This is a genomic window from Microcoleus sp. B4-D4, from assembly GCF_036705185.1.
GTDB lineage: Bacteria > Cyanobacteriota > Cyanobacteriia > Cyanobacteriales > Microcoleaceae > Microcoleus.
On sequence record NZ_JAUBTX010000011.1, the window covers coordinates 1 to 26,564 of the forward strand.

General features: G+C 44.1%; 24 protein-coding genes. 12 read left to right on the forward strand and 12 right to left on the reverse strand.

Annotated features, from left to right (window positions below; genetic code table 11):
* Positions 1-235: 235 nt before the first annotated feature.
* Entirely contained in the window at positions 236-1,231 is a 996-nt protein-coding gene (locus QUB13_RS11440; protein WP_333380719.1) for a calcium-binding protein, read from the reverse strand.
* 466 nt (positions 1,232-1,697) lie between these two features.
* A complete protein-coding gene (locus tag QUB13_RS11445) occupies positions 1,698-2,684 on the reverse strand; it encodes a calcium-binding protein (protein WP_333380721.1) in 987 nt (328 codons plus the stop codon).
* A gap of 530 nt (positions 2,685-3,214) precedes the next feature.
* Between QUB13_RS11445 and QUB13_RS11450 the strand changes: the two genes are divergently transcribed.
* The 4 genes from QUB13_RS11450 to QUB13_RS11465 all read left to right on the forward strand — a co-directional run bounded on the left by QUB13_RS11450 (position 3,215) and on the right by QUB13_RS11465 (position 9,923).
* The gene (locus tag QUB13_RS11450; RefSeq protein ID WP_333380724.1) at positions 3,215-7,237 is read left to right on the forward strand and encodes a magnesium chelatase subunit H; all 4,023 of its coding nucleotides are present in this window, start codon (positions 3,215-3,217) and stop codon (positions 7,235-7,237) included.
* Between the two features lie 118 nt (positions 7,238-7,355).
* Positions 7,356-9,449, forward strand: coding sequence for a DUF262 domain-containing protein (locus QUB13_RS11455; protein ID WP_333380726.1), 2,094 nt, complete (start codon positions 7,356-7,358; stop codon positions 9,447-9,449).
* 48 nt (positions 9,450-9,497) lie between these two features.
* Entirely contained in the window at positions 9,498-9,698 is a 201-nt protein-coding gene (locus QUB13_RS11460) for a type II toxin-antitoxin system HicB family antitoxin (protein WP_333380728.1), read from the forward strand.
* A gap of 18 nt (positions 9,699-9,716) precedes the next feature.
* Positions 9,717-9,923 (forward strand): type II toxin-antitoxin system HicB family antitoxin, encoded by a 207-nt coding sequence (locus tag QUB13_RS11465; protein ID WP_333380730.1) that lies wholly within the window; start codon positions 9,717-9,719, stop codon positions 9,921-9,923.
* 83 nt (positions 9,924-10,006) lie between these two features.
* Here the strand turns inward: QUB13_RS11465 and QUB13_RS11470 are convergent, their stop codons facing one another.
* From QUB13_RS11470 to QUB13_RS11490, 5 genes are all read right to left on the reverse strand, one after another.
* On the reverse strand, positions 10,007-10,261 hold the full coding sequence (locus tag QUB13_RS11470; protein ID WP_333380732.1) for a ParE family toxin-like protein: 255 nt from the start codon (positions 10,259-10,261) through the stop codon (positions 10,007-10,009).
* Entirely contained in the window at positions 10,261-10,461 is a 201-nt protein-coding gene (locus QUB13_RS11475) for a hypothetical protein (protein WP_193972564.1), read from the reverse strand. Before QUB13_RS11475 ends, QUB13_RS11470 begins: the two co-directional genes overlap by 1 nt.
* A 68-nt stretch (positions 10,462-10,529) precedes the next feature.
* The gene (locus QUB13_RS11480) at positions 10,530-10,760 is read right to left on the reverse strand and encodes a hypothetical protein (protein ID WP_194068128.1); all 231 of its coding nucleotides are present in this window, start codon (positions 10,758-10,760) and stop codon (positions 10,530-10,532) included.
* 121 nt (positions 10,761-10,881) lie between these two features.
* Entirely contained in the window at positions 10,882-11,091 is a 210-nt protein-coding gene (locus QUB13_RS11485; protein WP_333380734.1) for a type II toxin-antitoxin system RelE family toxin, read from the reverse strand.
* Between the two features lie 50 nt (positions 11,092-11,141).
* Complete coding sequence (locus tag QUB13_RS11490; protein ID WP_194068126.1) at positions 11,142-11,357, reverse strand: hypothetical protein; 216 nt, start codon at positions 11,355-11,357, stop codon at positions 11,142-11,144.
* Positions 11,358-11,373: 16 nt separating this feature from the next.
* Between QUB13_RS11490 and QUB13_RS11495 the strand changes: the two genes are divergently transcribed.
* The gene (locus tag QUB13_RS11495) at positions 11,374-11,649 is read left to right on the forward strand and encodes a hypothetical protein (protein WP_333380737.1); all 276 of its coding nucleotides are present in this window, start codon (positions 11,374-11,376) and stop codon (positions 11,647-11,649) included.
* 15 nt (positions 11,650-11,664) lie between these two features.
* Here the strand turns inward: QUB13_RS11495 and QUB13_RS11500 are convergent, their stop codons facing one another.
* The gene (locus QUB13_RS11500; RefSeq protein WP_333380739.1) at positions 11,665-11,796 is read right to left on the reverse strand and encodes a hypothetical protein; all 132 of its coding nucleotides are present in this window, start codon (positions 11,794-11,796) and stop codon (positions 11,665-11,667) included.
* A 36-nt stretch (positions 11,797-11,832) separates the two neighbouring features.
* Between QUB13_RS11500 and QUB13_RS11505 the strand changes: the two genes are divergently transcribed.
* The gene (locus QUB13_RS11505; RefSeq protein ID WP_333380741.1) at positions 11,833-12,408 is read left to right on the forward strand and encodes a hypothetical protein; all 576 of its coding nucleotides are present in this window, start codon (positions 11,833-11,835) and stop codon (positions 12,406-12,408) included.
* Positions 12,409-12,502: 94 nt separating this feature from the next.
* On the opposite strand, the gene QUB13_RS11510 is transcribed toward QUB13_RS11505, so the two are convergent.
* Both QUB13_RS11510 and QUB13_RS11515 read right to left on the reverse strand, forming a co-directional pair.
* On the reverse strand, positions 12,503-13,183 hold the full coding sequence (locus QUB13_RS11510) for a class I SAM-dependent methyltransferase (protein ID WP_333380743.1): 681 nt from the start codon (positions 13,181-13,183) through the stop codon (positions 12,503-12,505).
* Positions 13,184-13,243: 60 nt separating this feature from the next.
* On the reverse strand, positions 13,244-14,422 hold the full coding sequence (locus tag QUB13_RS11515) for a glycosyltransferase family 2 protein (protein WP_333380745.1): 1,179 nt from the start codon (positions 14,420-14,422) through the stop codon (positions 13,244-13,246).
* 156 nt (positions 14,423-14,578) lie between these two features.
* Here QUB13_RS11515 and QUB13_RS11520 point away from each other — a divergent pair, with 156 nt between their 5' ends.
* The 4 genes from QUB13_RS11520 to glcD all read left to right on the forward strand — a co-directional run bounded on the left by QUB13_RS11520 (position 14,579) and on the right by glcD (position 19,403).
* On the forward strand, positions 14,579-14,971 hold the full coding sequence (locus QUB13_RS11520) for a transporter (RefSeq protein WP_194012467.1): 393 nt from the start codon (positions 14,579-14,581) through the stop codon (positions 14,969-14,971).
* A gap of 99 nt (positions 14,972-15,070) precedes the next feature.
* Complete coding sequence (locus QUB13_RS11525) at positions 15,071-17,020, forward strand: hypothetical protein (RefSeq protein ID WP_333380748.1); 1,950 nt, start codon at positions 15,071-15,073, stop codon at positions 17,018-17,020.
* 30 nt (positions 17,021-17,050) lie between these two features.
* Positions 17,051-17,914, forward strand: coding sequence for a DUF6671 family protein (locus tag QUB13_RS11530; protein WP_333380750.1), 864 nt, complete (start codon positions 17,051-17,053; stop codon positions 17,912-17,914).
* A 13-nt stretch (positions 17,915-17,927) separates the two neighbouring features.
* On the forward strand, positions 17,928-19,403 hold the full coding sequence (gene glcD, locus QUB13_RS11535) for a glycolate oxidase subunit GlcD (protein ID WP_333380752.1): 1,476 nt from the start codon (positions 17,928-17,930) through the stop codon (positions 19,401-19,403).
* A 40-nt stretch (positions 19,404-19,443) separates the two neighbouring features.
* Here the strand turns inward: glcD and QUB13_RS11540 are convergent, their stop codons facing one another.
* Positions 19,444-21,336, reverse strand: coding sequence for a PAS domain S-box protein (locus QUB13_RS11540; RefSeq protein WP_333380754.1), 1,893 nt, complete (start codon positions 21,334-21,336; stop codon positions 19,444-19,446).
* A 530-nt stretch (positions 21,337-21,866) separates the two neighbouring features.
* Between QUB13_RS11540 and purH the strand changes: the two genes are divergently transcribed.
* Together purH and QUB13_RS11550 are read left to right on the forward strand one after the other, a co-directional pair.
* Positions 21,867-23,411 (forward strand): bifunctional phosphoribosylaminoimidazolecarboxamide formyltransferase/IMP cyclohydrolase, encoded by a 1,545-nt coding sequence (gene purH / locus QUB13_RS11545; RefSeq protein ID WP_333380756.1) that lies wholly within the window; start codon positions 21,867-21,869, stop codon positions 23,409-23,411.
* A gap of 297 nt (positions 23,412-23,708) precedes the next feature.
* Positions 23,709-24,647, forward strand: coding sequence for a 2OG-Fe(II) oxygenase (locus tag QUB13_RS11550; protein ID WP_333380758.1), 939 nt, complete (start codon positions 23,709-23,711; stop codon positions 24,645-24,647).
* 418 nt (positions 24,648-25,065) lie between these two features.
* On the opposite strand, the gene QUB13_RS11555 is transcribed toward QUB13_RS11550, so the two are convergent.
* Complete coding sequence (locus tag QUB13_RS11555) at positions 25,066-26,547, reverse strand: ankyrin repeat domain-containing protein (RefSeq protein WP_333380760.1); 1,482 nt, start codon at positions 26,545-26,547, stop codon at positions 25,066-25,068.
* Between the last annotated feature and the right edge of the window lie 17 nt (positions 26,548-26,564).

Consider the following 26,564-nt stretch of genomic DNA (forward strand, 5'->3'; position numbering starts at 1 on the left):
TGTTTTCGGATTAGTTGGGACACTAAAACTGTATGAACTTTTGTTCTCAAAAATACCACAAAGTACACAGCCTAGGCGGTGCCCCCTGGCCCGCCCTCCCCGTTCAGAATTTTGTAGGTGTTTCAGAGATTGGGGCAGCCACGGGGGGCGGCCCCTACTGACTAATGACTACTGACTACTGACTACTGACTAATGACTAATGACTAATGACTAATGACTGACTACTGACTACTGACTAACCAATTAAGAAAGTACCGTTACCGTTAGATCTTTGGAAAATCAAACTCAAGTTGTTTGCACGTCCTTCAATCTCGCCGATCACATCTCCAAAACGCTGGATTGACAAATTGCCACCAACAGGAGTCAGGCTGTAGCCGTCGCTTAAAGAATTTCCTTGCAGTTGGATAAAATCGTTTGCGTCGAAGTTCCGAATCGTAGCTTGACCGTTACCCAAATACAGCGGTGTTGGGGTGACATTCCCGGCTGTAGCAGGAACTCCGAGGACGAATGTATCAATTCCCGGGCCACCAGTCAGGATATCGAATTCATTGGTGCCAAAGCTTTCATACTGTCGGTTGCCGTTGCGATCGATACCTACTTCTACTCCGACAAATTCCGCAGTCCCCGCACCCGCACCAGTGATGAAGTCGTTGCTGCGGGTGCCGACAAAAGTTGCGGATCTAGTAGCCTCGTTTTTCCCGAAATTGAAGAAGTGCTCCCGGCCGGTTTTCAATACGCCTGAGTTGACAAACGGTACGATATCCGGGTTTTTCTTTAAGTATTCCGGTTCAAAAAATGAAGTTCCAAAACGACCTTCTTTAGCCCCAAATTGAACGAAATGCTGATAGCCTGATTTGAAAGTTCCGTTCTGAATAAACGGTCGCAAGTCTGAGTTATTTGCTAAATAAAAATCTTCGTTGTACTCAGGCGATACTTGAGTGCGCCGGAATAAGCGGTTTCCTTCATCGTAACCTAACTGGATAAATTCATCGAGGCCGGTGGCAAAGGGTGCGTTTGGGTTGACTGTGCGAACCAAGGATACGATGTTTGGTTTGGTTGCAAGGTAAGTAGCTTCGTCAAAATACCGCGATATTTTAGTTAAGCCGCCTTCTCGCCCGAATTTTTCAAAGTGTTCTCTACCGGATTTGATGACTCCTGCATCAATGGCCGGCTGAATCCAAGGATATTGTGAGAGGTAGTATTTTTCGTCGAAAATTGCGTAGTTTGTCATGGTTTTTTGCCTAAAATTAGTTGTTTAAACATGGAATATAATCGCTGCTACTATAGCCTTTCTCAAGGGCGGTGATGTATTTCCGGTAATGGGTAATTGATCACTTTTAATTGCTCGCATTTGACCAAACTTACTGGAGAAGCGCTACATACAATTTTACACTGTCTATTGCTTGCCAGAGTATCACTTCAGACCTATTTATGCGATCCGATGACTAATCTTTATTACTTCGGCTCGCTGCGCGCCATTAATCGAATTTGGATAAATTATTGCTTGCTGTTTTTGCTTGTACAGTCAAATTAATTATTATTAGATTACCTCTAATAGTTTTGATGACAGCAGAAAAAAGGGCGATCGCCTTTTTTTTAAAGAGTACGATCGCAAAAAAAGTCATCAATCATCAGTATTGACTAATGACCAATGACCAATGACCAATGACTAATGACTAATGACCAATGACTAATGACTATCCGATCGAGAAAGTACCGTTACCGTTAGATTCTTGGAAAGTCAAACCCAAAGTTGCACCTCCTTCAATCACGCCCAGCACATCTCCAAAACGCTGGATTGATAAATTGTTGCCAACGGGATTCAGAGTGTAGCCGTCGTTTAAAGAATTTCCTTGCAGTTGGATCAAATCGTTTTCTATGTCGAAGTTCCGAATTGTAGCTTGACCGTTACCCGTATACAGGGGTGTCGCGGAGGGATTCTGGGCTGCTGCTGGAACTCCGAGGACGAATGTATCAATGCCCGGACTGCCGGTCAGCACATCGAATTCATTGGTGCCAAAGCTTTCATACTGCCGGTTCCCGTTGCGATCGATGCCTACTTCCACTCCGATAAGTTCGGCATTTCCTGCGCCCGCACCAGTGATGACATCGTTGCTGCGGCTGCCAACAAAAGTCGCAGACCGGCTGGGTTCGTTTTTGCCGAAATTGAAGAAGTGTTCCCGACCGGTTTTCAAATTTCCAGAGTTGACAAATGGCACAATATCAGGATTTTTCTTTAAGTATTCCGGTTCAAAAAATGAAGTTCCAAAACGACCTTCTTTGGCCCCGAATTTAATGAAATGGTCGTACCCAGATTTGAAAGTTCCGTTCTGAATAAACGGTTGCAGTTCAGAGTTGTTTGCTAAATAGAAGGTTTCGTTGTATTCAGGGGATACTGCGGCCCGGCGCTGTCCTTCATCGTAGCCGAACTGAATAAAGTGATCGAGACCGGTTGCAAAAGGTGCGTTGGGATTGACAGTTTTGACAAATGGTTGAAGGTCTGGGTTGGCGGCCAGGTAAGTAGCTTCGTCAAAATACCGCGATATTTTAGTTAAGCCGCCGGCTTGACCGTATTTTTCAAAGTGTTCTTTGCCGGATTTGATGATTCCTGCATCAATGGCGGGTTTGACCCAAGGATATTGAGCTAGGTAGTATTGTTCGTCGAAAATTGCGTAGTTAGCCATGTTTTCCCCCTAGGGTTTTGATGAGCCTGACAATCAAAAGCAATTAATTTCGCCGGCGATCGATCGCGGATCTGGAACTTATACAATACTGAATTTATGAAACTGTTTTAAGTTCCCGACCAATATATAAATTTTCTCATGCGGAACTCATCAGAACGGAAAATTCCAGATTCGGAACTGATTTTTTTCTGCATTTGATTAATTGCTCGATCGCCAGTTTAATTAGTTCTACAAACTTTGGAACCTTGGTCAGGAGCGTTTTTCTCAAAGATTGGTCTATCGTTTATTTTGTTATCATATTTTATGAATACATATATACATTTTTTTGTCAAGTAAAGATTTACAAAGAAAATTTGGAGTGTTTGCTCAAGGAATTTATCAAATAATGTAACGAAAAATCGCAATAAATTTGTCGAATTGTGTCATGTGCAGGCTCAAATCGCCCAATGGCAAGCGTTTTCTGGTAAAAATGCTTATGGGATAAAAAATTCCCGATTGCCGAAAACAGCATCTTAAAGGAGCCTAACCGGATGTTCACTCACGTCAAGCCCACCATTCGCCACGTCGTGCCGGAAAACTTGCAGGGGCGATCGCTCATGAAGGTGGTCTATGTCGTACTAGAACCGCAGTATCAAAGCGCCCTGTCCGCAGCGGTTCGAGCGATAAATAACAAAAATCCGAATCTGGCAATAGAAATCAGCGGCTACCTGATCGAAGAACTCCGCAGCCCGGAAAATTACGAGGCCTTCAAGCGGGATGTGGCCGATGCCAACGTATTTATTGCTTCTCTAATTTTTATCGAAGATTTGGCCGAAAAAGTGGTATCGGCTGTAGAACCGCTGCGCGACAGCTTGGATGTCGCCGTTGTCTTCCCGTCAATGCCGGGGGTGATGCGCCTGAATAAAATGGGCAGTTTCTCGATGGCGCAGTTGGGACAAAGCAAAAGCGCGATCGGCGAATTCATGAAAAAACGGAAGGAAAAATCCGGGAGTTCCTTCCAAGACGGAATGCTGAAACTGCTGCAAACTTTGCCGAAAGTGCTGAAATATTTGCCGATCGACAAAGCCCAAGATGCCCGCAACTTCATGCTGAGTTTCCAGTATTGGCTGGGCGGTTCCCAAGAAAACTTGGAAAACTTCCTGCTGATGCTGTCGCATAAATATGTCTTCAAAGGCCAGGAACAGCTAAGTTTTCAAGAACCGGTTGTCTACCCGGATATGGGGATTTGGCATCCTTTGGCACCAGGAATGTTTGAGGATGTCAAAGGATATCTGAACTGGTATAATGCCCGCACAGATATTTCGGCAGACCTCAAAGACCCCCTCGCACTCTGCATCGGTTTAGTGTTGCAGCGCACTCACTTAGTTACCGGAGATGACGCGCACTACGTGGCAATCGTGCAGGAATTTGAGGCAATGGGGGCGCGGGTTTTGCCGATTTTTGCCGGCGGTTTGGACTTCTCGAAACCGGTGGAAACTTTTTTCTTGGAAGTTGGGGCCAAAGGTGTGGCACCGCTGCCGATCGTCGATGCGGTAGTTTCTCTGACTGGTTTTGCTTTGGTTGGCGGCCCGGCGAAACAAGATCACCCAAAGGCGATCGATACTTTGAAAAAGCTCAATTGCCCTTACATGGTGGCTTTGCCGCTGGTTTTCCAAACGACGGAAGAGTGGGAAAATAGCGATTTAGGTTTGCACCCGATTCAAGTTGCTTTGCAGGTTGCGATTCCTGAGTTGGATGGTGCGATCGAACCGATTATTTTGTCGGGAAGAGATGGCGCAACTGGCAAGGCGATCGCCCTGCAAGACCGAATTGAAGCAATTTCCCAGCGCGCCATGAAATGGGCAATGCTGCGCCGCAAACCAAAATTAGATAAGAAAGTTGCGATCACCGTTTTCAGTTTTCCTCCCGATAAAGGCAACGTCGGAACAGCCGCTTATTTGGACGTTTTCGGCTCGATTTACGAAGTATTGAAAGCCTTAAAAGGTAACGGTTACGACTTGCCAGAACTGCCGGAATCTGCCGAAAAGCTGATGCAAGAAGTCATCCACGACGCCACAGCCCAATACCAAACTCCCGAATTAAATATTGCTCACCGGATGTCCGTAGCTGAGTATGAAGAATTCACTCCTTACTCGGAACGCTTGCAAGAAAATTGGGGCCCGCCTCCGGGACATTTGAACAGCGACGGACAAAATTTGCTGATTTACGGCAAACATTTCGGCAACGTATTTATCGGAGTGCAACCTACCTTTGGATACGAAGGCGATCCGATGCGGTTGTTATTCTCTCGTTCCGCCAGCCCGCACCACGGTTTTGCTGCTTACTACACATATTTGGAGCGCATTTGGGGTGCGGATGCGGTGCTGCACTTCGGCACTCACGGTTCCCTAGAATTCATGCCCGGTAAGCAGATGGGAATGTCGATCGATTGTTATCCCGACAGTTTGATTGGCAAAATTCCTAATCTCTATTATTACGCCGCCAACAATCCCAGCGAGGCAACTATTGCCAAGCGCCGCAGTTATGCTGAAACAATTTCTTACTTGACTCCTCCGGCGGAAAATGCTGGTTTGTACAAAGGTTTGCAGGAACTCAGCGAGTTGATTGCTTCTTATCAAACTTTGAAGGATACGGGGCGCGGCGTGCCGATTGTGGATGCGATCGTGGAAAAATGCCGTTTGGTCAATTTAGACAAAGATATTGACCTACCTCCTGACCCCCCCCAACCCCCCCTTACCAAGGGGGGGCCAGGGGGGGTTGCTGCGGGGATGACTGCCCAGGAACGGGACAATTTAGTTGGCTTGGTTTACCGCAAGTTGATGGAGATTGAATCGCGGTTGTTACCTTGCGGTTTGCATATTATCGGTAAGCCGCCAACTGCCGAAGAGGCGATCGCAACTTTAGTAAATATCGCCAATTTAGACCGCGAAGAAGACAACTTGATCAGCTTACCGCGAATTATCGCCAACAGTCTGGGACGCGATATCGAGGAAGTTTACACCAACAGCGACAAAGGCATTTTAGTTGATGTCGAATTGCTGCAAAACATCACCTTAGCCTGTCGGGATGCAGTCAGCGCTTTGGTGAAGGAACAAACCGACGCTGAAGGCCGAGTTTCCCTGGTTTCCAAGTTGAATTTCTTCAACATGGGCAAGAAAACACCTTGGATTGAATCCTTGCACGCAGCCGGTTACAAAAAAGTCGATCCAGAACCGATTAAACCGCTGTTTGAGTATCTGGAATTCTGCTTGCAGCAAGTTTGTGCCGACAACGAATTAGGCGCATTGTTGCGCGCCCTAGAAGGCGAATACATTATCCCCGGGCCCGGCGGCGATCCGATTCGCAACCCGGATGTTTTGCCGACTGGCAAGAATATGCACGCTTTAGATCCGCAGTCAATCCCGACGACGGGTGCGGTGAAGTCTGCTAAAGTTGTCGTTGACAGACTATTAGAAAGACAGCGCACCGATAACGGCGGCAACTATCCCGAAACCATCGCCGTTGTGCTCTGGGGAACCGACAACATCAAGACTTACGGCGAATCCCTCGCCCAAGTAATGTGGATGGTGGGAGTCAAGCCAGTTCCCGATGCTTTGGGCCGGGTAAACAAACTCGAATTGCTGTCTTTAGAAGAGTTGGGACGGCCTCGGATCGACGTAGTAATTAACTGTTCCGGCGTATTCCGCGACTTGTTCATCAACCAAATGAATTTGTTAGATAAAGCCGTGAAAATGGCAGCGGAAGCCGACGAACCTTTAGAAATGAACTTCGTCCGCAAACACGCATTGAAGCAAGCGGAAGAAATGGGAATCAATTTGCGCCAAGCAGCAACCCGCGTGTTTTCCAATGCTTCTGGTTCCTATTCATCTAACATCAACTTGGCGGTAGAAAACAGCACTTGGGAAAGCGAAGCCGAGTTGCAGGAAATGTACTTAACTCGCAAATCCTTCGCCTTTTCTTCCGATAATCCGGGAACTATGGAACAAGACAGGCAGATTTTTGAGTCATCCTTAAAAACTGCTGATGTCACCTTCCAAAACTTAGATTCTGCGGAGATTTCGCTAACCGACGTGTCGCACTATTTCGATTCCGATCCGACTAAATTAATCGGCAGTTTGCGCGCAGATGGGAAGCAACCGACATCCTTTGTTGCTGATACGACAACAGCCAACGCGCAGGTACGGACGCTATCAGAAACCGTGCGTTTAGATTCGCGGACTAAGCTGCTGAATCCGAAGTGGTACGAGGGGATGTTATCGCACGGTTATGAAGGCGTGCGGGAGATTTCTAAGCGTCTGGTGAACACGACTGGATGGAGTGCGACTGCGGGCGCGGTGGATAATTGGGTGTATGAGGATGTGAACGGTACGTTTATCCAAGATGAGGAGATGCAGAAGCGTTTGCTGAATTTAAATCCTCATTCGTTCCGCAAGATTGTCAGCACTTTGCTTGAGGTGAATGGCCGGGGTTATTGGGAAACTTCGGAGAGTAATCTCGATCGTCTGCGTGAACTTTATCAGGAGGTGGAAGACCGGATTGAGGGGGTAGAATAGGATAGTTTGGGGCAGGCTTTTGGGCCTGCCCTCGACTATAATTGGAATATTCCACTTAGTACCGATACCTGCGGCTTAAGTGACGAACAAATCTTAGATATATTTGGAGTGATTGGCAATGAAAGCAGATAGTTGGAAAATTTCCAAAGTTTTCAGTTCAGGTGGTGAGATTCATTATGTTATGCCCCACTTTCAACGCCAATATAGTTGGGAAACAAGAGAATGGAAAGACTTATTAGAAGATGCGATCGCAATTTATGATGAATACGATCCAGATAGAGAACCAGAACATTTTATAGGATCTCTGGTAGTAATCAATGATGGAACACGCGGCATAATGACAGCTTTTAACTTGGTTGATGGCCAGCAACGTTTGACCACCCTATCCTTAATATTTCTTGTTTTGCGGGATATTATCAAGCCCACCGATCAAAAGCTTGCTAACAAAATTAATAAATTTGTAGTCAATTCAGATGAAGAAGGCGAAGGTGATGTTTATTTTAAACTTTTACCAACCAAGAAATATGGCGATCGCCAAGCTTATCAAGCGATTATTTTAGAAGGAAATTATAATCAATTTACTGAATCTGGCATACCTAAAGCTTATAATTATTTTCGTCACGAAATCGAATCTAAAGTTAAAGAAGGTGAACTAGATATTGGTAAGTTTTTTACAGTATTACAGAACTGTTTTCAACTTGTTTTCATAGAACTTAATAAAGATGAAAATCCTTATCATATTTTTGAAAGTCTTAATGCTAAAGGTAAACCGTTAACTCAGGCAGATTTAGTCCGCAACTATATCGCGATGATGCTACCAACATCTCAGCAAGAAAATGCTTTTACTAAATATTGGGAAAAAATCGAAGAATTATTGCAAGAGAAACGAAAAGTTGGGAAATCAGGGATGGGTGAATTAACGGCTTTTCTTCGGCATTATTTAGCAATGCAAACGAGAAATCTTTGTGCCGAATCCCATATTTATGCACGATTTCGTGATTATTGTAAAAAATTAGATGACCAAGAATTTGTCCTAGAAATTGCTAATCTCCTAAAATTTGCTGAGTATTACAACAAACTACTACGACCGGAAACTGAAGTCAACCAAGATATTCAAACTGCCTTGATTCGCCTTAATACTTTCGACCTTTCTACTGCTTATCCGTTTTTATTAATGCTATATGATGAGTATAAATCTCAAAATATTGATCTTGAGGAGTTTATAGAATCCCTAACCTTACTAGAAAACTATCTAGTTCGTCGCTATATTTGTGGGAAACAAACAAACTATCTTAATAAAATGTTCCCCTCCATTTGGAAAGATGTAGAAGCAATGAAAAATGAAGATGAAGAAATCACTTTGCCAGAAGCTTTGCAAAAAGTTTTGATTGCCAAGCAATATCCTAATGATAATGATGTCAGACAATCAATTAATAGCCGTCAACTTTATGAGAAAAACAATCAAAAAATATATCTTGTTATAGACACAATTAATCGCCACTTGTCTAAGGGAACAGGTGGGTTTACTGTCCTCGATCAAAATCCAACTATTGAGCATATTTTGCCGCAAACACTCAGTGAAGATTGGAAGAGTGATCTTGGAGGTGAATTTCAACAAATCTACCGAGATTATTTACATACCTTGGGTAATTTAACTTTAGTTACTTCTGAGTGGAATGCACAACTTTCTAATTCATCATTTCTGGTGAAAAAGCAAAAACTGGCTGAACACGCTTTGCGAATTAATAATGACTATTTTTCTCAAAGTATTAACCGATGGGATGAAAAAGCTATTCTCGAACGAGCTAATTTTCTCAGCATTAAGTTGATCGAAATTTGGCCATCCCTTGGAGAACATGAAGTATTTCCTACTCGCACATCCGGTAAGCCAAAGTTGATTAAAATCTGTGGTGACGAAATTCCACTTTCTAAGCAAACCTGGCGACAAGTTACAATTCAATGCTGTGAGTGGGTGATTAAAAACCGCTCAGATAGCTTTGAAAAGGCTAGAATTTCACTTACTAAATCTAATTTTCGAGATAATATGCTAGATAAAAATAGTAGTGAGATAAAAAGATGGCATGAATTATCAAATGGATGTTGGGTTCATGTAGACAAAACAGTGAGTCAGCATAAAGAATTTTGTCGTCGTTTTTTAGCAGCAGTTGGTATCTCAGAAGCCGATTGGAGTATCGAATCTGTCAGTGATTAGGAATGATTATTTAGAGTTTTGTTAAAAGGAAGAAGTATTACAACCATTATGACTTACAAAGGTTACAGTGCTAGCATTGAAGTAGATTTAGAAGCGGAAATTATTTTCGGGCGAGTCCTCGATATTAATGACGTAGTGACTTTTAAGGCACAAACTATTGAAGAAGCTCGCCAAGAATTCCACAACTCCATTGATGATTATCTAGAGTTTTGCAAAGAATTAGGACAGGAACGCGATCGACCTTTTTGAGTAAGGTGAAATTCCCTAATGAAGTACGAAGTCATCATTTACTGGAGTGACGAAGACCAGGCATTTATTGCAGAAGTACCAGAATTGCCGGGATGTGCTGCGGATGGGGAAAATTATCAAGAAGCACTGCAAAATCTAGAAATTATGATGCAGGAGTGGATAGAAACGGCTAACGCACTGGGTCGCCCTATTCCTCAACCGAAAGGTCGATCGATGTTTGCGTAGTTGAAATAGAATCACAGGCGATCGCCCTTATCTTCCCAAAGTGCGATCGCCCACGGGATAGCTACGCCGATCGCACTATTGGATTATTTTCCTATCAGCCGATCGTACTCTGCGTGAGTCCCAATCCAAAACCACAAAATACCTGTTTTAATTTCAATACCCAACGCCCGATAAGCTTGTCCGGCCCTTACAGACCAATAATTACCAACCTTCTTAAAATGTAAAGAAGGATGAGACGGATCTGCCTTCAGCAACTCATAACACTGATCTGCTGTAGCCTGTACCGTTGAGGGTAAAGCGTTATAACAGTCCCAAAATTTTCGAGTAGTATAGTGCATTAAATCTCTCGATAGTTACCACTCTCAAAATCGGCGATCGCTTCTCCTGCTAAAGCATCCAGTTTACCCTTAGCAATATCTTTCTCTAGCTGAATATCCCATCGTTGGTAATCCAAATTCAAAAACCACTCTAACAACTCTCCAATTTCGTTCGGCGGAAGTTCGAGAATCGCATTTTCTATCTGTTCTACAGTCAACATAGGCTGTCTTAGATTACACTTTATTTCGCTGATTTTATCGTAGCACTGCGATCGAAGTGATTGAGATATTACTCATCCCATTCTTCTCTTAGCTGCAACTGGAATTCCAAAGCATCCACACGCTTCGGTAAAAAACCGCGCCATCTCTTTAAATTTTTCCTGGGCAATCTTTGACTGCTATCCTGAGTCTCGGTTGTTTCCCGCTGACGAATCAATGCTGACAAAAATTCTAAAAGTTGCTGTTGCTCTTCAAGAGTGAGACTTTGAGCCTGACTTAGTACCTCGCTATAAGTAGACATAGGCTTTATGTTGAGATTTTTGGGCTGATTGTTATTATAGCAATTTAGGCTCTAGGAAAATGCGATCGCCCGTTTCTTCCCAAGTACGCCCTTTTCTTCCCGAAGTGCGATCGCCCTTAAGTTAATCATAAATTTCTCTCCGGTGTCCAATCTGGTGAATGGTAATAACCCTTAAATCATCATCAAAAGAATAAATTACCCGATAATCACCCACTCTTAACTTAAAGAAACCTGCCAGATTAGCCGACAACGGCATAGGAGTAATTTGTTCAAAATTTTCAGCCAACCAATTGATTTTATTACCTATACGCTCCTGCACAGCCTGAGTCAATTTTTCTTAGTTAACCAGAGCTTCTGCTGTCAACTCAACCAAATAGCTCATTACGCCTTCATGCCGAGTTTTTGATAAACTTCCCCAGCTTCGATGCTGCTTTCTCCTGCTTGCTTGCGCTTCATTGACTCTAACAATTTCAGCTTGACTTCTTCCTTAACTTCTAAACCTGCATCAGGATCGCCCAAATATTCTTCTAAGCATTGTTCAACGGTATGCCGAATCAAGTCCCGCAGTTGCTCAACTGTCATATCTTTGACTTGCATATTAATCTCCTAGTCTGTGGGATTATCGATAAATTATAGCAACTTTAGGAGCGCCAAACCCAATCAAACTGATTTTGGCTCAAAGAAAGTGCGATCGACCATTTCTTCCCGAAGTGCGATCGCGCGGATTAACTATCGATCGCCTGCCGGATCGCTTTGGCCCGCCAGACTCAGCATCGCAAGAAAATCAGTAGAATGCCAGAACCCCGCTAGCTTTTCGCGCGATCGAACGCCAGAGGATATTGCTGTTAGGGCGATCGACCTTTTGGTGTTCTCCTCGGGCGATAGTTAATCCCCAAATTTTAACTTAAAAATAAATTTTTCCACCATCGTTTTCCAACCGCCAAGCAGCTTTATCTATGGCAATTGCAGCGGGATTGGCAATAGTTGCCGTGTACTTACCGAAAATGCCGATACTTTTCGCTATTCTTTCTCCCACCTATTCCCAGCAATTTTAATATTGCTCGCAATAGCAATGACCGACACGGAGGCATCAAATAAAAACAAAGCAGGCAATTTTTTTGTGGTTGCTGTATTTTGTGCTGGTTTGGCAATTAGCTACGATTGGGATATCACCAAAAAAACTTATTCAGCGTATCTAAAAAACATTCAATTTGGACTGACAAATCCATCGTTAGTTACAGCCAAGCAAAAGTTACAGTATGCAGCCATACAGCAGTCTATTCCACAAGGAGAAACAGTTTTGACCAGACTAGACGCACCTTTTATTCTCGACTTTAAACGCAATCAAATTTTTCTCGCCGACTGGCCCGGGGGAGCTAGTTTGCCACCCGGTATGCCTGCCTTCAATGGCCCTGAAGCCTTGGCAAACTATTTAGCCACAAAATCTATTCGATACATAGCTTATTCGTCTTGGAGTCTCAATCATCCTGCTGTAGATACTTCAGGGCCTGGATTGTCATCTTGGTTTCGACTGCAAGCAAAACTTTCTCACGACTTTCGGGATAACGTGTGGCAACTTGCAAAAACTCGAAAACAATTGTATGAAGACGGAGAAAATTTTGTGCTGGATTTAGAAACAAAATTGTAGAAAGTCTTGGACGCGGAGATAGTCAGAAATCTGGTTTTTTCCAAACATCTTTCGTTGCAGCCAACAGTAAAGGTTAAAAATCCGGTTTATTTGATCACAGGGGATTTTTTACATAAAAAAGCAAATTGGATATTAAACCGAGAAGCCGGAAATGTTTGGTATCAATTTTAGCCTCTGCTGGCAGCATCTGCAATACATCTTTTTCGGATAAAAGATTGAGGTTTTCTTCTTGGGCGAAAAAGTTCTTGCCCAGCAATCTCAAAAAAGCTCGAAACCAAGAGGGGGGAAGCCAGTGAATTAAGGGGACAGCGGTGTGGAATTCTACGGGAAACCAGCGGTTAGGAGTAGTGATGCAGCAGGTTTGGCCGACGCGGCAAAGTTCTCGAATAAAAGTTTCTTGCTGAGTTCGATTACCGACGTGTTCGATGACGGCAAAACTCACAACTAAATCAAAACTTTTGTCTGGAAATGGTAAAGTCAAACCGTTAGAACGGACATACTTTAAACCGGGATATTCTTGTTCTAAAAATGCAGCATCTTCCATGCCCACAGCGGTGATTTTATGGGGGTAGGGATAGAGTTTCTCAAAAAAATTGCAATCTTCGCGGCGGTCGGAAGTTACTCCTACATCCAACACGGTTGTGTCGCCGCTGGGATTGGCTAATGCCATGAGTAAATCAAACATTTTTTGGCGGGCATACCAAGATAGTTTGGTGGCAAAACCACCAAGCTTGGGGCCTACGTACTCGCTGGAGTTTTTTTGATTTATTGTCATAGGATTTGAAGTTTTCGACGTACTCTGAGCAGAGTTTATAGTGTTTGACTTATAATTAGTTTACCTGCGCTTCAAGCCCAGCACGCTGAGAAAAAAGCTAGACAGAACCATCTGCAAACCGACGGTCAGGCACGTGAGCGAGGGAATAACTAAACGGAGAGTTTTAGAAGGGTCTAGAGAACCGAAAGCTGTACCGCTCCAAATAGTTAATGACAAAAACGAGCCAACTATTCCGATTAATATCAGCGTGACTCCGGCAATCAATCCTGTTTCTAAGGTAACGTAGCGAAATATTTTGTTGAGTTTGGGGTCTTCGGGCAGCAGTTTCTCGCTGATGGCGAAAACTTTGGTGAAGAAGGCGAAAGTTACTGCTTGAAAACCGACGATAATTGCGATCGCCCCATAAAGCAGCGTATGTACGTCAAAGTTAATACTGCCAATCTTTTGAGTACCGGGCAACAGCCAGATGGTAACAATTATACCCAAAATCATCAGCGCCACACCAGGATACAAAAACAGCCAGCGAGGACTATAAAGCAACAAAAATCTGAGGTGCCGCCAGCCATCTCGCCAAGTTCGCAAGTGCGGCGGGCGACTGCGCCCGTCGGGAGATAGTACCGTTGGGACTTCAGCGATTTTCAACTTGTACAGAGAGGCTTTGACGACCATTTCGCTAGCAAATTCCATACCCGTTGTTTGCAAGTCGAGTTTCAAAATTGAGTCTCTCCTAAAACCCCGCAATCCGCAGTGAAAATCGCCGGCGGAACTTGCAAAGAATAACCGCCCAACCCATGTCAGCACCGGATTTCCTAAATATTTGTGCAGTGGTGGCATTGCACCGGGTTTGATGCCTCCTTGAAAGCGATTTCCCATGACTAAATCGCAGCCTCCCCGCAATTTTTCGACAAAGGCACCGAGGTTAGAAAAGTCGTAGCTGTCGTCAGCGTCGCCCATGATAATATAAACTCCGCGCGCCGCTACGATGCCTCCCATCAGGGCGCTGCCGTAGCCTTTGGCTGCTACGGGCACGACTCGGGCCCCCATTTTGGTGGCGATATCTTGGGAACCGTCAGTGCTGCCGTTGTCTGCTATGATGACCTCGCCGGCAATATCCAGTTCGCGCAGTGACCTCTGAGCCTTCTCGATGCAAATTTCTAAAGTTTCTGCTTCGTTGAGGCAGGGCATGAGTATCGAGAGTTCGAGAGTGTATTCCCCGCTGGTGTTGGTCTGTTCGGCCATAGGTTTATTCCAGGCATTGCTGGCGATCGACAATACTTACTTTTCCAGTATCTCTGCTTAAATTATTAGTTGTGAATAAAAATCAACAAAACTTAATTAAAGTTTTTCAATTTTTTCCCAACTGCCGTTTTTTTGTAATATTAGGTTAGTTAATTTATGAGTAGAAGCGTTTTTCTAGTTTTGCTAGCTGCTATTTTGTGCAGTGTGGTGGGTCAATTTAGTCTGAAAGCAGGAGCAAAAATCTTAGGGCCCATTGGCGCTGCTAATTTAGTGGAAAAAGTGCTCGCAATGGCAACTCAGCCTTTGATAGTTGGAGGTCTGTGTTTGTATGCAGTTTCTTCGATCGGCTTTATCGTAGTTTTGTCTCGCGCCAACATTAGCATAGTCTCGCCTTTACTGTCAATTAGTTACTTGTTTACTGTGTTGGGCGGGAAAATTGTATTTAACGAGCCTTTGCCACCGCTGCGGTTGGTAGGCGTGGGGCTAATTATGACGGGAGTAATTTTTGTACTCCAAGGTCAAAGTGGGGGAACCGCTGGGGGCAACTAGCGATCGCTTTTAACATTGATCATTGAGTGCTGAGTTGATAACTTAATTCAAAGGGTGCGTCTGATCATAACCTTCTAAATCGATACTGAGGTCACAATTATGAATTATTATTATTTTATTTCTTTTGCCTGGGGAATTTTCCTTCTTGTATCCCTGATTGGTTGGGGTGGAGTAGTCAACCGCATCCTTTTTCCTCAGTACAGAGTTGACTGGGGACAAAGAGCCGCTTGGGGGATAGCTTGGACTATTATATTTGGTGGTTTATTAAATGTGACATGGACTATTTCGCAAGCAACTATTTTAATATATATATGCTTGGGCGCACTTTACGGAATAATAGATGCCTGGGCAAATAAAACTTTGATCGCCGACGAGCTGAATCGGTTAATTAATGCTTTTAAAGAAAATAGTTTTTTGGCGATCGGGACTTTTATCGCTTTTCTTCTGGCTGCTGTGCAATACAGTGGTTCAGTGGCCGGGTATAATTTTAATCCTCACGATGACTACCACGCCTATTTTGTATTCCCCCATAAAATGCTTCAAATAGGTTCTCTTGGTTCCGATCCTTTCAGCGAAAGAAGATTGGTATCTGCACTGGGAGGACAATCATTCTTGCATACATTCATTCTCAGCCTGTTGGATGAAAGAAGTTTATATCTGATCGATCCCGGATGCGCCTTAGTCGTAATGATAGGACTCATGATCGGATACTGTCAGCAAAAACAATTTTCAAAAAGCTCGACATTACTGATTGTGTTCGCATTTTTATTAATTAGCCGAGCTCATACAAATACAACTGGTATATTAATTCCGGTATGTCTTTTCTTCAGCTTATTTAGAGTTTTTGATTGGGACAAGCTAAAAGCAACAAACATCCACAGTAATGCTGCGATTGTAGGATTGCTTGCAGCCGCCATCTGCGCTTTAAAAACCACCTTGATTCCCGCGTGTATTATTTTCTTCACCTGTAGTTATTTTTTCTATATCCTTGGCAGCCAAATAAAGCATAAAGCAATCTACGAATTTTGTTTGGCTAGTATTTTATTGGCTGTGTTTATTTTACCCTGGTCGATCTCACTGTATCAGTCATCAGGGACTTTACTATATCCCATACTTGGGAAAGGTTTTCATGGTTCAGTATACGGAGGCTCGGTCAAGCTTCCTAGCAATGAGATTTTCGGAGAGCTTTTTCGATTTTCAGCACTTAGACTCAAGCTATATGCAATTTTAGCAATTGTTTATTTACTGACTGTATTGAGAATTAGATTTTTTATGGTTGGTCTCCATAAAAAGCCAATTGTTAGGGAAGCAACTCTGTCTATTAATCTTAGTAATGTGACGGGCGTTGCAATCATAGGAATTTCTACTGGAGGCTCGGAGATCGGCCGCTATTCATATTCACTACTATTAGTTGTGTTCCTGATATTAATCTTCGTTGTTATGGAAAATATCGAGCCAAAAATGTCAAACTTAAACTTAAGAAATAGGCGTTTCATTGGTGGATTATTTTTGTCATTGTTGTTGGCGATAAATTGTAAGGGCGACAAAATGTTTATACAATATAATAACTATGTAGAGAACATTGCCTCTGGTTTGAAAAATGTACCTTTAGTGACACGAGACGAGCGAGAAAAATATTCAAAAATGCTAGATTCGGTTCCTGAAGGAGAAATAGTTTTAACAAGACTTGACAAACCTTTTTTAATGAATTTTAAGAAACATACAATCTGGATTGCAGACTACCCAGGCGGGGCTAGCCTTCCGCCCGGTATGCCTTCCTTTAAAGGAGAAGAAGCGCTAGCAGATTATCTAGTTTCAAAATCGATTAGATATGTTGCATATTCTTACGCTGATGAAGCGAACTTTCCTAGGAAATCTCTAGAATATAGACTCGAAGTCAAGGCACTAGGTTTTTGGCTCCGAAATCAGGCATTGAACACTTTTGAATTTCAAGATAGCTTACAAAAACTCGGTCAAACGAGAAAACGGATTTATGATGATGGAGCAAATTTTGTAATTGATTTGTCAAGCAATAAAAACAAGCAGTGATATCAGTTTGATTTGCAGTATTTAAAATAGATGAACCAACATCACTTATTGATCGATCGCACCGCCGTTCTTGCTACAATGCACCAAAAAGAACGGGTGATGGCTCCCATTTTGGAACGAGAATTAGGCGTAAAACTCGTACTGCCTGCAGAGCTTAATACAGACATTTTCGGCACATTTACTAGAGAAGTTAAACGCTTAGGAACTCAAATAGAAGCCGCCCGCCAGAAAGCGGAAAAAGCTCTAGAAATTGCGGGCGAAACTCTGGCATTTGCGAGTGAAGGTACTTTTGGCCCTCACCCAATGATGCCGTATCTGCCAGCTAATCGAGAAATTGTAATTTTATTAGATCGAGCCAACAATCTCGAAATTATCGGCGAATCATTGTCTGTAGAAACTAATTACAGTCACCAGTTAGTTGCCACTATAGAAGAAGCAGATGATTTTGCTCAAAAAGCTGGATTTCCCGCACACGGACTGGTGGTTGTAGTTGGCGATGCTGCTAAAGGGAAAGGAGACATTGTTAAGGGAATAACTACCGAAAAGCAGTTGTTTGAGGCGGTGACAGCAGGCTTGAAAAAATCTTCAACTGGCAGAGTTCACATCGAAACAGATATGCGGGCGATGTACAATCCCACTCGGATGAAAAACATCGAAAATGCAACTCTCGATTTAGTTAGAAAATGTCAGCAATTGTGCCCGCAGTGCGGTTGGCCGGGATTTGAAGTTACTGACAAAAAAATCGGATTGCCCTGCGGACTTTGCTATTTTCCGACTCAGCTAGCGCGATCGACTATTTATCAATGCAAAAACTGCGGTTATACTAAAGAAGAACTGTTTCCCGACGGTCGAGAGACTGCCGATCCAGCTCAGTGTCAGTATTGCAACCCTTAAAATTAAGTTACTAATGATAGCCATAGCAACCGAACGCAACTGGAAACCCGTTATTAAAGAATTTGAGGCTGTAGTCGGTAAAAACGGGGTAGTGCAGCGCCGCGAAGAATTGATTGTTTACGAGTGCGACGGGCTCGCCAGCTACCGCCAGCGCCCCGCTGTAGTGGTGTTGCCGCGCACTACCGAGGAAGTCGCAAATGTGGTCAAAATATGCGATCGCAATTCCATTCCCTGGGTAGCTAGAGGCGCAGGAACTGGGCTTTCCGGCGGCGCTTTACCCGTAGAAAACTGCGTGCTGATTGTCACAGCCCTGATGCGAAAAATCCTGAAAGTAGACTTAGAAAATCAGCAAGTTGTCGTACAACCGGGAGTAATTAATAACTGGGTAACGCAAGCAGTTAGCGGTGCCGGTTTCTACTACGCACCCGATCCTTCCAGTCAAATTGTTTGTTCGATTGGCGGCAATGTTGCCGAAAATTCTGGCGGCGTTCACTGCCTCAAATACGGAGTTACAACCAATCACGTTTTAGGATTAAAATTGGTAATTCCCGACGGTTCCATTGTCGATGTTGGCGGCGAAATTCCCGAAATGCCCGGTTACGATTTAACAGGTATATTTGTCGGTTCCGAAGGCACTTTAGGCATCGCCACGGAAGTTACTTTGCGAATCCTGAAAGCGCCGGAATCGATTTGCGTTTTGTTGGCGGATTTTGCCAGTATCGAAGCAGCGGGCGAATCGGTTTCCGATATTATCAGCGCTGGGATTATTCCAGGCGGTATGGAAATCATGGACAATATCAGCATCAATGCTGTAGAAGATGTAGTAGCAACTGGTTGTTATCCCCGCGATGCGGCGGCAATTCTGCTTGTAGAAATTGACGGTTTAGAAGTGGAAGTTGCCACAAACAAACAGCGAATTGCTGATATTTGCAAGCAGAATGGAGCGCGAAATATCACTACTGCCCATGACCCGGAAACGCGGCTGAAAATTTGGAAAGGGCGGAAAGCTGCTTTTGCAGCGGCGGGTCATCTCAGCCCGGATTATTACGTGCAAGACGGCGTAATTCCGCGCACGCAAATGGCTTATGTTTTGAAGGAAATTGAGGGTTTGAGCGAGAAATACGGTTATCGGATTGCGAATGTATTTCACGCGGGAGATGGGAATTTGCACCCGCTGATTTTGTACGATAACTCGGTAAAAGGTGCGTTGGAAAAGGTGGAAGAATTGGGGGGAGAAATTCTCAGGCTGTGCGTGAAAGTCGGCGGCAGTCTTTCGGGGGAACACGGCATCGGTGCTGATAAGAAGTGTTTTATGCCGGATATGTTTTCGGAGGTAGATTTGGAGACGATGCAGTGGGTGCGTCAGGTGTTTAATCCGAAAGGTTTGGCGAATCCTGGGAAGATGTTTCCGACGCCGAAGACTTGCGGGGAAGCGGCGAGGGCTAAGGTTGAAACTATGAAGAAGTTGGAGGGTGCGGAGGTTTTTTAATTCCCCAGATGCAGACTGCAGTTTCAACCGCCGTCTGCATCTAATGTGCGATCGGCATTTTGATAATAAATTCCGTGCCCTTGCCCAATTCCGAAGTACAAGATAATTCGCCATTGTGTCTTTCTACAACAATTTGATAGCTAATTGACAAACCCATTCCCGTGCCTTTACCAACGGGTTTGGTAGTAAAAAATGTATCGAATATGCGCTGCTTAACTTCTTCAGCAATTCCAGGCCCGTTGTCAGCAATTTTGATTTCTACAAAATTCTCCCTAACTTCTGTGCAAATCTTAATCTGGCTGGGACTCTCTCGCATTTCTTGAAAACTTTGCTTACTATTCCCATCACCTAAAGCATCGATCGCATTACTGAGAATATTCATGAAAACTTGATTTATCGGCCCACCAAAACACTTCACAGGTGGTAATTTTCCGTATTCTTTGACAATTGCAATTGACGGTATTTCACCATTTCCTTTCAAACGGTGATTTAGTATTAACAGCGTGCTGTCAATACCTTCATGGAGGTTAACGGGTTTCATCTGTGAATCGTCGTGCCGCGCAAAGTTCCGCAGCGACTTGACAATCTGGTCAATGCGCTCGATACCGACGCTCATTGAAGATACGATTTTGGGGAAATCTTCAACCAAAAAATCTAGTTCATTCTCTTCTATTTTCTGTTGAATTTCTACAACTGGATTGGGATAGTGCTTTTGGTAAAGTTCGAGGTAATTAAACAAGTCTCTAGTATAATTTTTGAGGTAAGCAAGATTGCCGTAAATGAAGCTAACGGGGTTGTTGATTTCGTGAGCGACTCCGGCAATTAGCAATCCCAAACTAGACATTTTTTCGCTCTGCACTAATTGGGAATGAGTGGATTTTAGTTCTTCTAGTGCTGCTGCTAGTTGAGCTGCTTGTTCTCTGCTTTGTGCTTCGGAATTATGCAATGCTTCTTCGGCTTTTTTGCGATCGGTTATGTCTCTCTGTACGCCGATGAAATGAGTTAATTTACCTGTTCTATCGCGCACTGGAGATATTGACAAAGCATTCCAAAAAGCGGTTCCGTCTTGGCGGTAATTTTTTAATCTTACCTTGCATTCGCTCTCTGTTTTCAATGCTTGGCGGATGGTGTTTAGCGCATCGGAGTCTGTATCGCTTCCTTGCAAAAATCGGCAGTTTTTCCCGATAACTTCCTGTCGCCGATAACCTGTCATGCTCTCAAATGCGGGATTGCAATAAATAATTGGATGTTCTGGGTTAGTTGCGTCAGAGATGACTATTCCGGTGCTGGTAGCTGCCATAGCCCGATCGTACAACCAAAGCATTTCTTCGGCGCGCTTGCGATCGGTAATGTCCCGCAGCGTCGCTAAATAAGCCATTTCTCCTTCCCATTCTGTTTCCACCAACCGCATTTCTACCACAGCATTTTCTTGCTGCTTGCGAATAACTTTAACTTCGGTTTGTACGACGCGAATTCCTGCTGTAGCTGCTTTTCTAACTGGGGGAATAATATCTGCGTTAATCTCCAGATCGCAAGCAGAACCTTCTACTAGCAAACCACCAAAAAACACTCGACCTAAAAGTTCCTCAGCCGTGCAATTAAACAGCGCTTCTGCTGACTGGTTTACAAAAGAAACAAGTCCTCGTTTGTTGACAATTACCATGCCGTCTGCATTCTTTTCGATCGCATTCCGAAACCGACCTTCGCTAGCTTTCAAATCCTGCTTTAGCTGTTCCATTGCTCGCTGCATCTGCTGCATTTCACACAGACTCAGACTGTAAGCTTGTGAAAAGTTGGCCTCTGTCGAAGTTTCTGCTGATTTTTTTGATATCTCTTGAGAGTTTATTCTATTGGTCATGTTGCTAGCAGTTTGTTTCGGGTTCCTGCTAATATTACTGAGCTGATTTTCTGAATCTGCTTCTTGAAAAAACATATTTGAACCTACTATTTTTTTTATTAAGATGTCGCTCTTGCCCAAGTTTTTGGCTAATTTAGGGATAGAACAATTTATAACCGATGCTAGCACATGAATTTGATAATTAATCCTAAAATATCCTTAAGATTATAGAGCGATCGCCAGCGAATTATCTATTACACTTGAATAAGTAATTTTAAGAGCATAGACCCTGGCGCGGGAGACTGCCGTGAAGGGGAAAGATGGCTTCAATCCCTCTGACAGCGGACAATATAACAGGATCGACGCACCAGTTATAAATATTTATAGCCTTTCTCCGAAAGGTGAGGTACTGTCCGGCATAGGGCATATGGTATACCTCACCACGCTTGAGAACAGCTATATAATTAACTGAAAAGTGTTTTATTGTATAGAAAAAATATACTTATAACAAGCCAAGTCATGTTGAGATAATGTAATCATAGTCACAAACTACCAAATTATTCCCCTACCACCAGATTTGATATAGAATATAACCTGTCTATTTTTGCGATCGCAATTTCAAACCAATGGCACGTCTAGCACTTCTGAGCGTATCCAACAAAACCGGGCTAATCGACTTAGCGCGCAGTCTAGTAGAAGAATTTGAATTTGACATAATTAGCAGCGGCGGGACAGCAAGCGCCCTCAAAGAAGCAGGAATCCCAGTCACAAAAGTTGCAGAATATACTGGTTCCCCCGAAATTTTGGGAGGGCGAGTCAAAACACTTCACCCGCGAATCCACGGAGGTATTTTAGCGCGCCGCGATGTAGCGCAAGATATCGCAGATTTAGCCGAAAATCAAATTCGGGCGATCGATCTAGTTGTAGTTAATTTGTATCCGTTTGAACAAACAATTGCTAAACCGGGAGTAACTCTAGCAGACGCAATTGAACAGATCGATATCGGCGGGCCCGCGATGCTGAGAGCTTCAGCTAAAAACCACGCTCATTTGACAGTTTTGTGCAATCCAGAACAGTACAATACTTATTTAGCAGAACTGCGTGAAAATGGCGGGGAAGCTTCTTTAAAATTCCGGCAAAAGTGCGCGCTGGAAACCTTCAAACATACAGCAAACTACGATCGCGCGATCGCCAATTATCTCAGCAGCCAATCCGAGCCAGAATCGAAGCTACCAGAAGATTTCAACGTATCGGGAACAGAACTGCAAACACTCCGCTACGGCGAAAATCCCCACCAAGCGGCCACCTGGTATCAAAGCGGAACTGCACCCACAGGCTGGACGACTAGCACCATCCTGCAAGGCAAAGAATTAAGCTACAATAATTTAGTAGATTTAGAAGCAGCAAGGCGGCTAATTGTAGAATTCCCGGACACTCCCGCCGCCGCTATTCTCAAGCATACAAATCCTTGCGGTACAGCCTTGGGAACAACTATTTCCGAAGCGTATCAAAAAGCTTTCGACACCGATTCAGTCTCAGCTTTCGGTGGAATTGTCGCCCTTAACCGCCCGATTGATGCTGCTACCGCAACGGCGTTAACTAAAACATTTTTAGAATGTATTGTTGCGCCGGGGTGCGAACCAGAAGCGGAAGAAATTATCAAGAAAAAGGCGAAAGTTCGAGTCTTGATTTTGCCGGATTTGACTCAAGGGCCGCCACAAACTGTTAAAATTATTGCAGGTGGTTTGCTAGTTCAAGAGTCAGACAATGCAGTAGAAGAAACTAGCAATTGGCGCGCAGTTACTGAGAAACAGCCGACGGCGCGAGAGTTGGAAGAGTTGCTGTTTGCTTGGAAAGTAGCGAAACACGTTAAATCTAATGCGATCGTTGTAACGCGCGATCGCACTACAATCGGTGTCGGTGCGGGACAAATGAACCGCGTCGGATCGGTTAAACTAGCATTGGAACAAGCAGGAGAGAAGAGTCAAGGAGCGATTTTGGCTAGCGACGGCTTCTTCCCCTTCGACGACTCCGTAAAAACGGCGGCGGGCGCGGGGATAATTGCGATCGTCCAACCGGGAGGTAGTATGCGCGATAAAGATTCGATCGAAGCAGCCAACCAACTCGGAATCACAATGGTTTTCACCGATATCCGCCACTTTTTGCATTAGGAATAATACCTAGCAATTTTCAATTGTGTATCATAGGGTAGGGATACAATAGTGTTCGGGGATGTCAATAAGCGCCTAATTTTTTTGTATCCCTCGTTGATAGCAGAGTCTAGATCCCCCTTGCATCCCCCTTAAGAAGGGGGACGAAAGAGAATACTCTTATCCCGTCTTAAGACGGGAGACTGTGACACTCTTATCCCCCTTTATTAAGGGAGGTTAGAGGGGATAAAAAAGACTGTGACACCAATCAAAGCTGTTATGTCCCTAACGACTTCCCAGTTGCATCCTTAAAAAATTATGACTTACACTCAACAGCAAATTCAACCCCAAGACGTAAAAGTTAAAATCCTGCTCACCGGCGGACATCAGTGTACCATTACGCTCAAATCCGACACACCATTATTGCACAGCCTAGTCAAAACATTAGTCGATCGCACCCAAGCAACAGTAGGTTTTTCCACCTTATTTCAAATCCCCATAGACGATGGGCGTTCTAGCCTTTCCTTTCCCGGCGAACACCTAGTCGGATTAGTCACTGAACCCCCAATTTACTTGCAGCAACTGCAACCGCAGCAGCCAGCAACTCCCGCCGAAATCCCCGCCGAAATCCCCGCCGAAATTCCCGCCGCCGCGCCTATAAATGACGACTTAATATCTCGCTACGCCCAAATAGACAACTTTTTGACACCAGCCGAAAAGAACAAACTAATCAAATATGTTTTAGCAAAAGAATCAGAATTTGTGAGTACCAGCACCTCAACAAATGCCGAAGATTACCGCCGTTCTATGGTACTTCACTCATTCCCCGAATTTTCAACACTGATGGTAAATCGGATTAAAGGAATTCTCCCCGACGTGCTGCGGAAATTAAATATCCCATCATTTCCGCTTGGTGATATAGAATCTCAGCTAACCACACACAACGACAACAACTTTTATAAACTTCACAACGACAGCGGCTCGCCCGATACCGCTAGCAGATTTTTTACTTACGTTTACTATTTCTATCGAGAACCCAAGGCTTTTTCCGGTGGCGAATTGCTGATTTATGATAGCAAAGTTGAGAACAATTTTTATGTGGCGGCCGACACTTTCAGAACGGTAGAACCTCGGAATAACAGTATCGTATTTTTTCTCAGCCGCTATATGCACGAAGTTTTGACAGTTAGCTGTCCCTCGAAAGCTTTTGCTGATAGTCGCTGTACTATTAACGGCTGGGTGCGTAAAGCAGATTGAGACAAGATTTGCGGGTTAATCTGGGTTCGTAAAGTAAAGATAAAACGGCGGTTAATATCAATTCCGGTTGCACTCATACATGATGTTAACTGTTAACAGTTAACAGTGAATTTATATCAATTCTGTTAGCATCAGAATTATTCATTTCTCTCTAATCTCTCTGTGTTCTCTGTGTTCTCTGTGGTTAAATCATTCCGATGCAACCGGAAACGATATTACTATTCCGATGAAGATAAAATTTGATATAAAACCAGGTTTACACAAACAAAACCCGATCTGAGAGGGGTTGAAGAATGGATGGTTAACATTACGTTTTTTTCTTGATACGGCATTTTTTTCAGTCGGCGGAGGCGGACGAAAGTTTTTGTAAACCTGGTTTCAACCGCCGTCTGCATCTGCATCTCCCATGATGCGATATTTATTCCTGTGCTCCGGCATTTTTGAGCAATTTCACAACAGTCGAATAACCTTTAAACTCAGCCAGCATTAAAGCTGTATAATTGCCGGGATTCTTGTGATTTAGTTCTGCACCAGCAGCGATTAAAATCTTGACTGCATGAGTATAACCGCGATGGGCGGCCCACATTAAGGCAGTTGCACCGGAATCATCCAGCAGGTTGACATCCGCACCTTTTTCAACTAATAATTGGACGATCGCCAAATAACCGCGATCGCACGCCTTCATTAAAGCCGTTTTCCCCAAATCTGCCGGGACATTCGGATTTGCACCGCCGTCGAGCAAAACCTTCACCGTCTCAGTATGTCCGCCAAAAACAGCCAGCGTCAAAGCTGTCTCCCCAAAGTTTTTAGCATTCAGAAAATCTGCCTGATTTGAGTTGACTTTTTGCAGCAAAGCCGCTACGATCGCACTGTGACCGTGAACTGCAGCCACCAGTAAAGGCGTATCGCCCAACCGATTTCTGGCTCCGACACTAGCACCTCGGTTTAATAGCAATTCCACCACATCTTCGCAGCCTTCAACCACCGCAAAATTCAACGCAGTTTCATCATCTCTGTCCTTAGCGTTGATATCCGCGCCAGCATCGAGTAACATACGTGCGATCGGCAAATTTCCCCCAGCCGCAGCAGCCATCAAAGCCGTGCCCCCATCTCCATTCTTCACATTCGCATCAGCGCCCGCACCCAGCAAAGCCCGCACCGCATCAATATTGCCTAAATCCGCAGCCAAAGTCAAAGCAGTTTCGCCGTCTTTGTCGCGAATTTCCGCATTAGCGCCAGCAGCCAACAGCACCTCGACAACCGCCAAATTTTCTGCAGATGCAGCCTGCATCAAAGCGGTTTTGCTCTTTAGATTTTTAAGATTAACATCCGCACCGCGATCGAGCAAAATTCTGACAATTTCAGCGCTACCTTGACTAACAGCTAAAAATAGCATGAAATTGTCAGCAACAGCACCCGCATCAGCCAAAACTTTCACAACAGCTTCGTCCCCGGACAAAGCCGCTATTTTCAGAGCAGAATCTCCATCTATATCTCGGACATTCACATCAGCCTTAGCATCAAGCAAAAGCCGCACAACATTAACATCTCCTTTGAGAGAAGCGGCCATCAAAGCCGTACTTCCATCATCATTTTTTGCATCAACATCAGCCCCCACAGCCAACAACAGCCGCATAACATCAGCCTGTTTGTGAGCGGCGGCCAGCATCAAAGCCGTCAGCCCAAAACGCCTGCTCGCGAGGTTGACATTAGCGTCATTGTTTAGTAGGATACGCACGATTTCCGTATAGCCCTTTTGGGCGGCAAACATCAAAGCCGTTGTCCCCTCAGAGTCTTTGGCATTAGCGTCAACGCCTTTAGCGAGTAAAGCTTGGACGTGACTAATATTGCCAGTCTTGGCCGCTTGAATCAATACAGCGTCTTGTTTAATGGCAGGCATAATAGTATCTCGTTCTG

Bases quoted from the DNA above. Each gene is read 5' to 3' on its own strand.
- QUB13_RS11490 (WP_194068126.1), bottom strand. From the start codon at position 11,357: ATGCAAGTCAAAGATATGACAGTTGAGCAACTGCGGGACTTGATTCGG.
- QUB13_RS11480 (WP_194068128.1), bottom strand. From the start codon at position 10,760: ATGTCTACTTATAGCGAGGTACTAAGTCAGGCTCAAAGTCTCACTCTT.
- QUB13_RS11510 (WP_333380743.1), bottom strand. From the start codon at position 13,183: ATGACAATAAATCAAAAAAACTCCAGCGAGTACGTAGGCCCCAAGCTT.
- QUB13_RS11540 (WP_333380754.1), bottom strand. From the start codon at position 21,336: ATGTTTTTTCAAGAAGCAGATTCAGAAAATCAGCTCAGTAATATTAGC.
- purH (WP_333380756.1), top strand. From the start codon at position 21,867: ATGGCACGTCTAGCACTTCTGAGCGTATCCAACAAAACCGGGCTAATC.
- QUB13_RS11530 (WP_333380750.1), top strand. From the start codon at position 17,051: ATGAACCAACATCACTTATTGATCGATCGCACCGCCGTTCTTGCTACA.
- QUB13_RS11525 (WP_333380748.1), top strand. From the start codon at position 15,071: ATGAATTATTATTATTTTATTTCTTTTGCCTGGGGAATTTTCCTTCTT.
- QUB13_RS11550 (WP_333380758.1), top strand. From the start codon at position 23,709: ATGACTTACACTCAACAGCAAATTCAACCCCAAGACGTAAAAGTTAAA.
- QUB13_RS11515 (WP_333380745.1), bottom strand. From the start codon at position 14,422: ATGGCCGAACAGACCAACACCAGCGGGGAATACACTCTCGAACTCTCG.
- QUB13_RS11450 (WP_333380724.1), top strand. From the start codon at position 3,215: ATGTTCACTCACGTCAAGCCCACCATTCGCCACGTCGTGCCGGAAAAC.
- QUB13_RS11475 (WP_193972564.1), bottom strand. From the start codon at position 10,461: ATGTTGACTGTAGAACAGATAGAAAATGCGATTCTCGAACTTCCGCCG.
- QUB13_RS11455 (WP_333380726.1), top strand. From the start codon at position 7,356: ATGAAAGCAGATAGTTGGAAAATTTCCAAAGTTTTCAGTTCAGGTGGT.
- QUB13_RS11555 (WP_333380760.1), bottom strand. From the start codon at position 26,547: ATGCCTGCCATTAAACAAGACGCTGTATTGATTCAAGCGGCCAAGACT.
- QUB13_RS11440 (WP_333380719.1), bottom strand. From the start codon at position 1,231: ATGACAAACTACGCAATTTTCGACGAAAAATACTACCTCTCACAATAT.
- QUB13_RS11465 (WP_333380730.1), top strand. From the start codon at position 9,717: ATGAAGTACGAAGTCATCATTTACTGGAGTGACGAAGACCAGGCATTT.
- QUB13_RS11445 (WP_333380721.1), bottom strand. From the start codon at position 2,684: ATGGCTAACTACGCAATTTTCGACGAACAATACTACCTAGCTCAATAT.
- QUB13_RS11460 (WP_333380728.1), top strand. From the start codon at position 9,498: ATGACTTACAAAGGTTACAGTGCTAGCATTGAAGTAGATTTAGAAGCG.
- QUB13_RS11470 (WP_333380732.1), bottom strand. From the start codon at position 10,261: ATGCACTATACTACTCGAAAATTTTGGGACTGTTATAACGCTTTACCC.
- QUB13_RS11505 (WP_333380741.1), top strand. From the start codon at position 11,833: ATGACCGACACGGAGGCATCAAATAAAAACAAAGCAGGCAATTTTTTT.
- glcD (WP_333380752.1), top strand. From the start codon at position 17,928: ATGATAGCCATAGCAACCGAACGCAACTGGAAACCCGTTATTAAAGAA.
- QUB13_RS11520 (WP_194012467.1), top strand. From the start codon at position 14,579: ATGAGTAGAAGCGTTTTTCTAGTTTTGCTAGCTGCTATTTTGTGCAGT.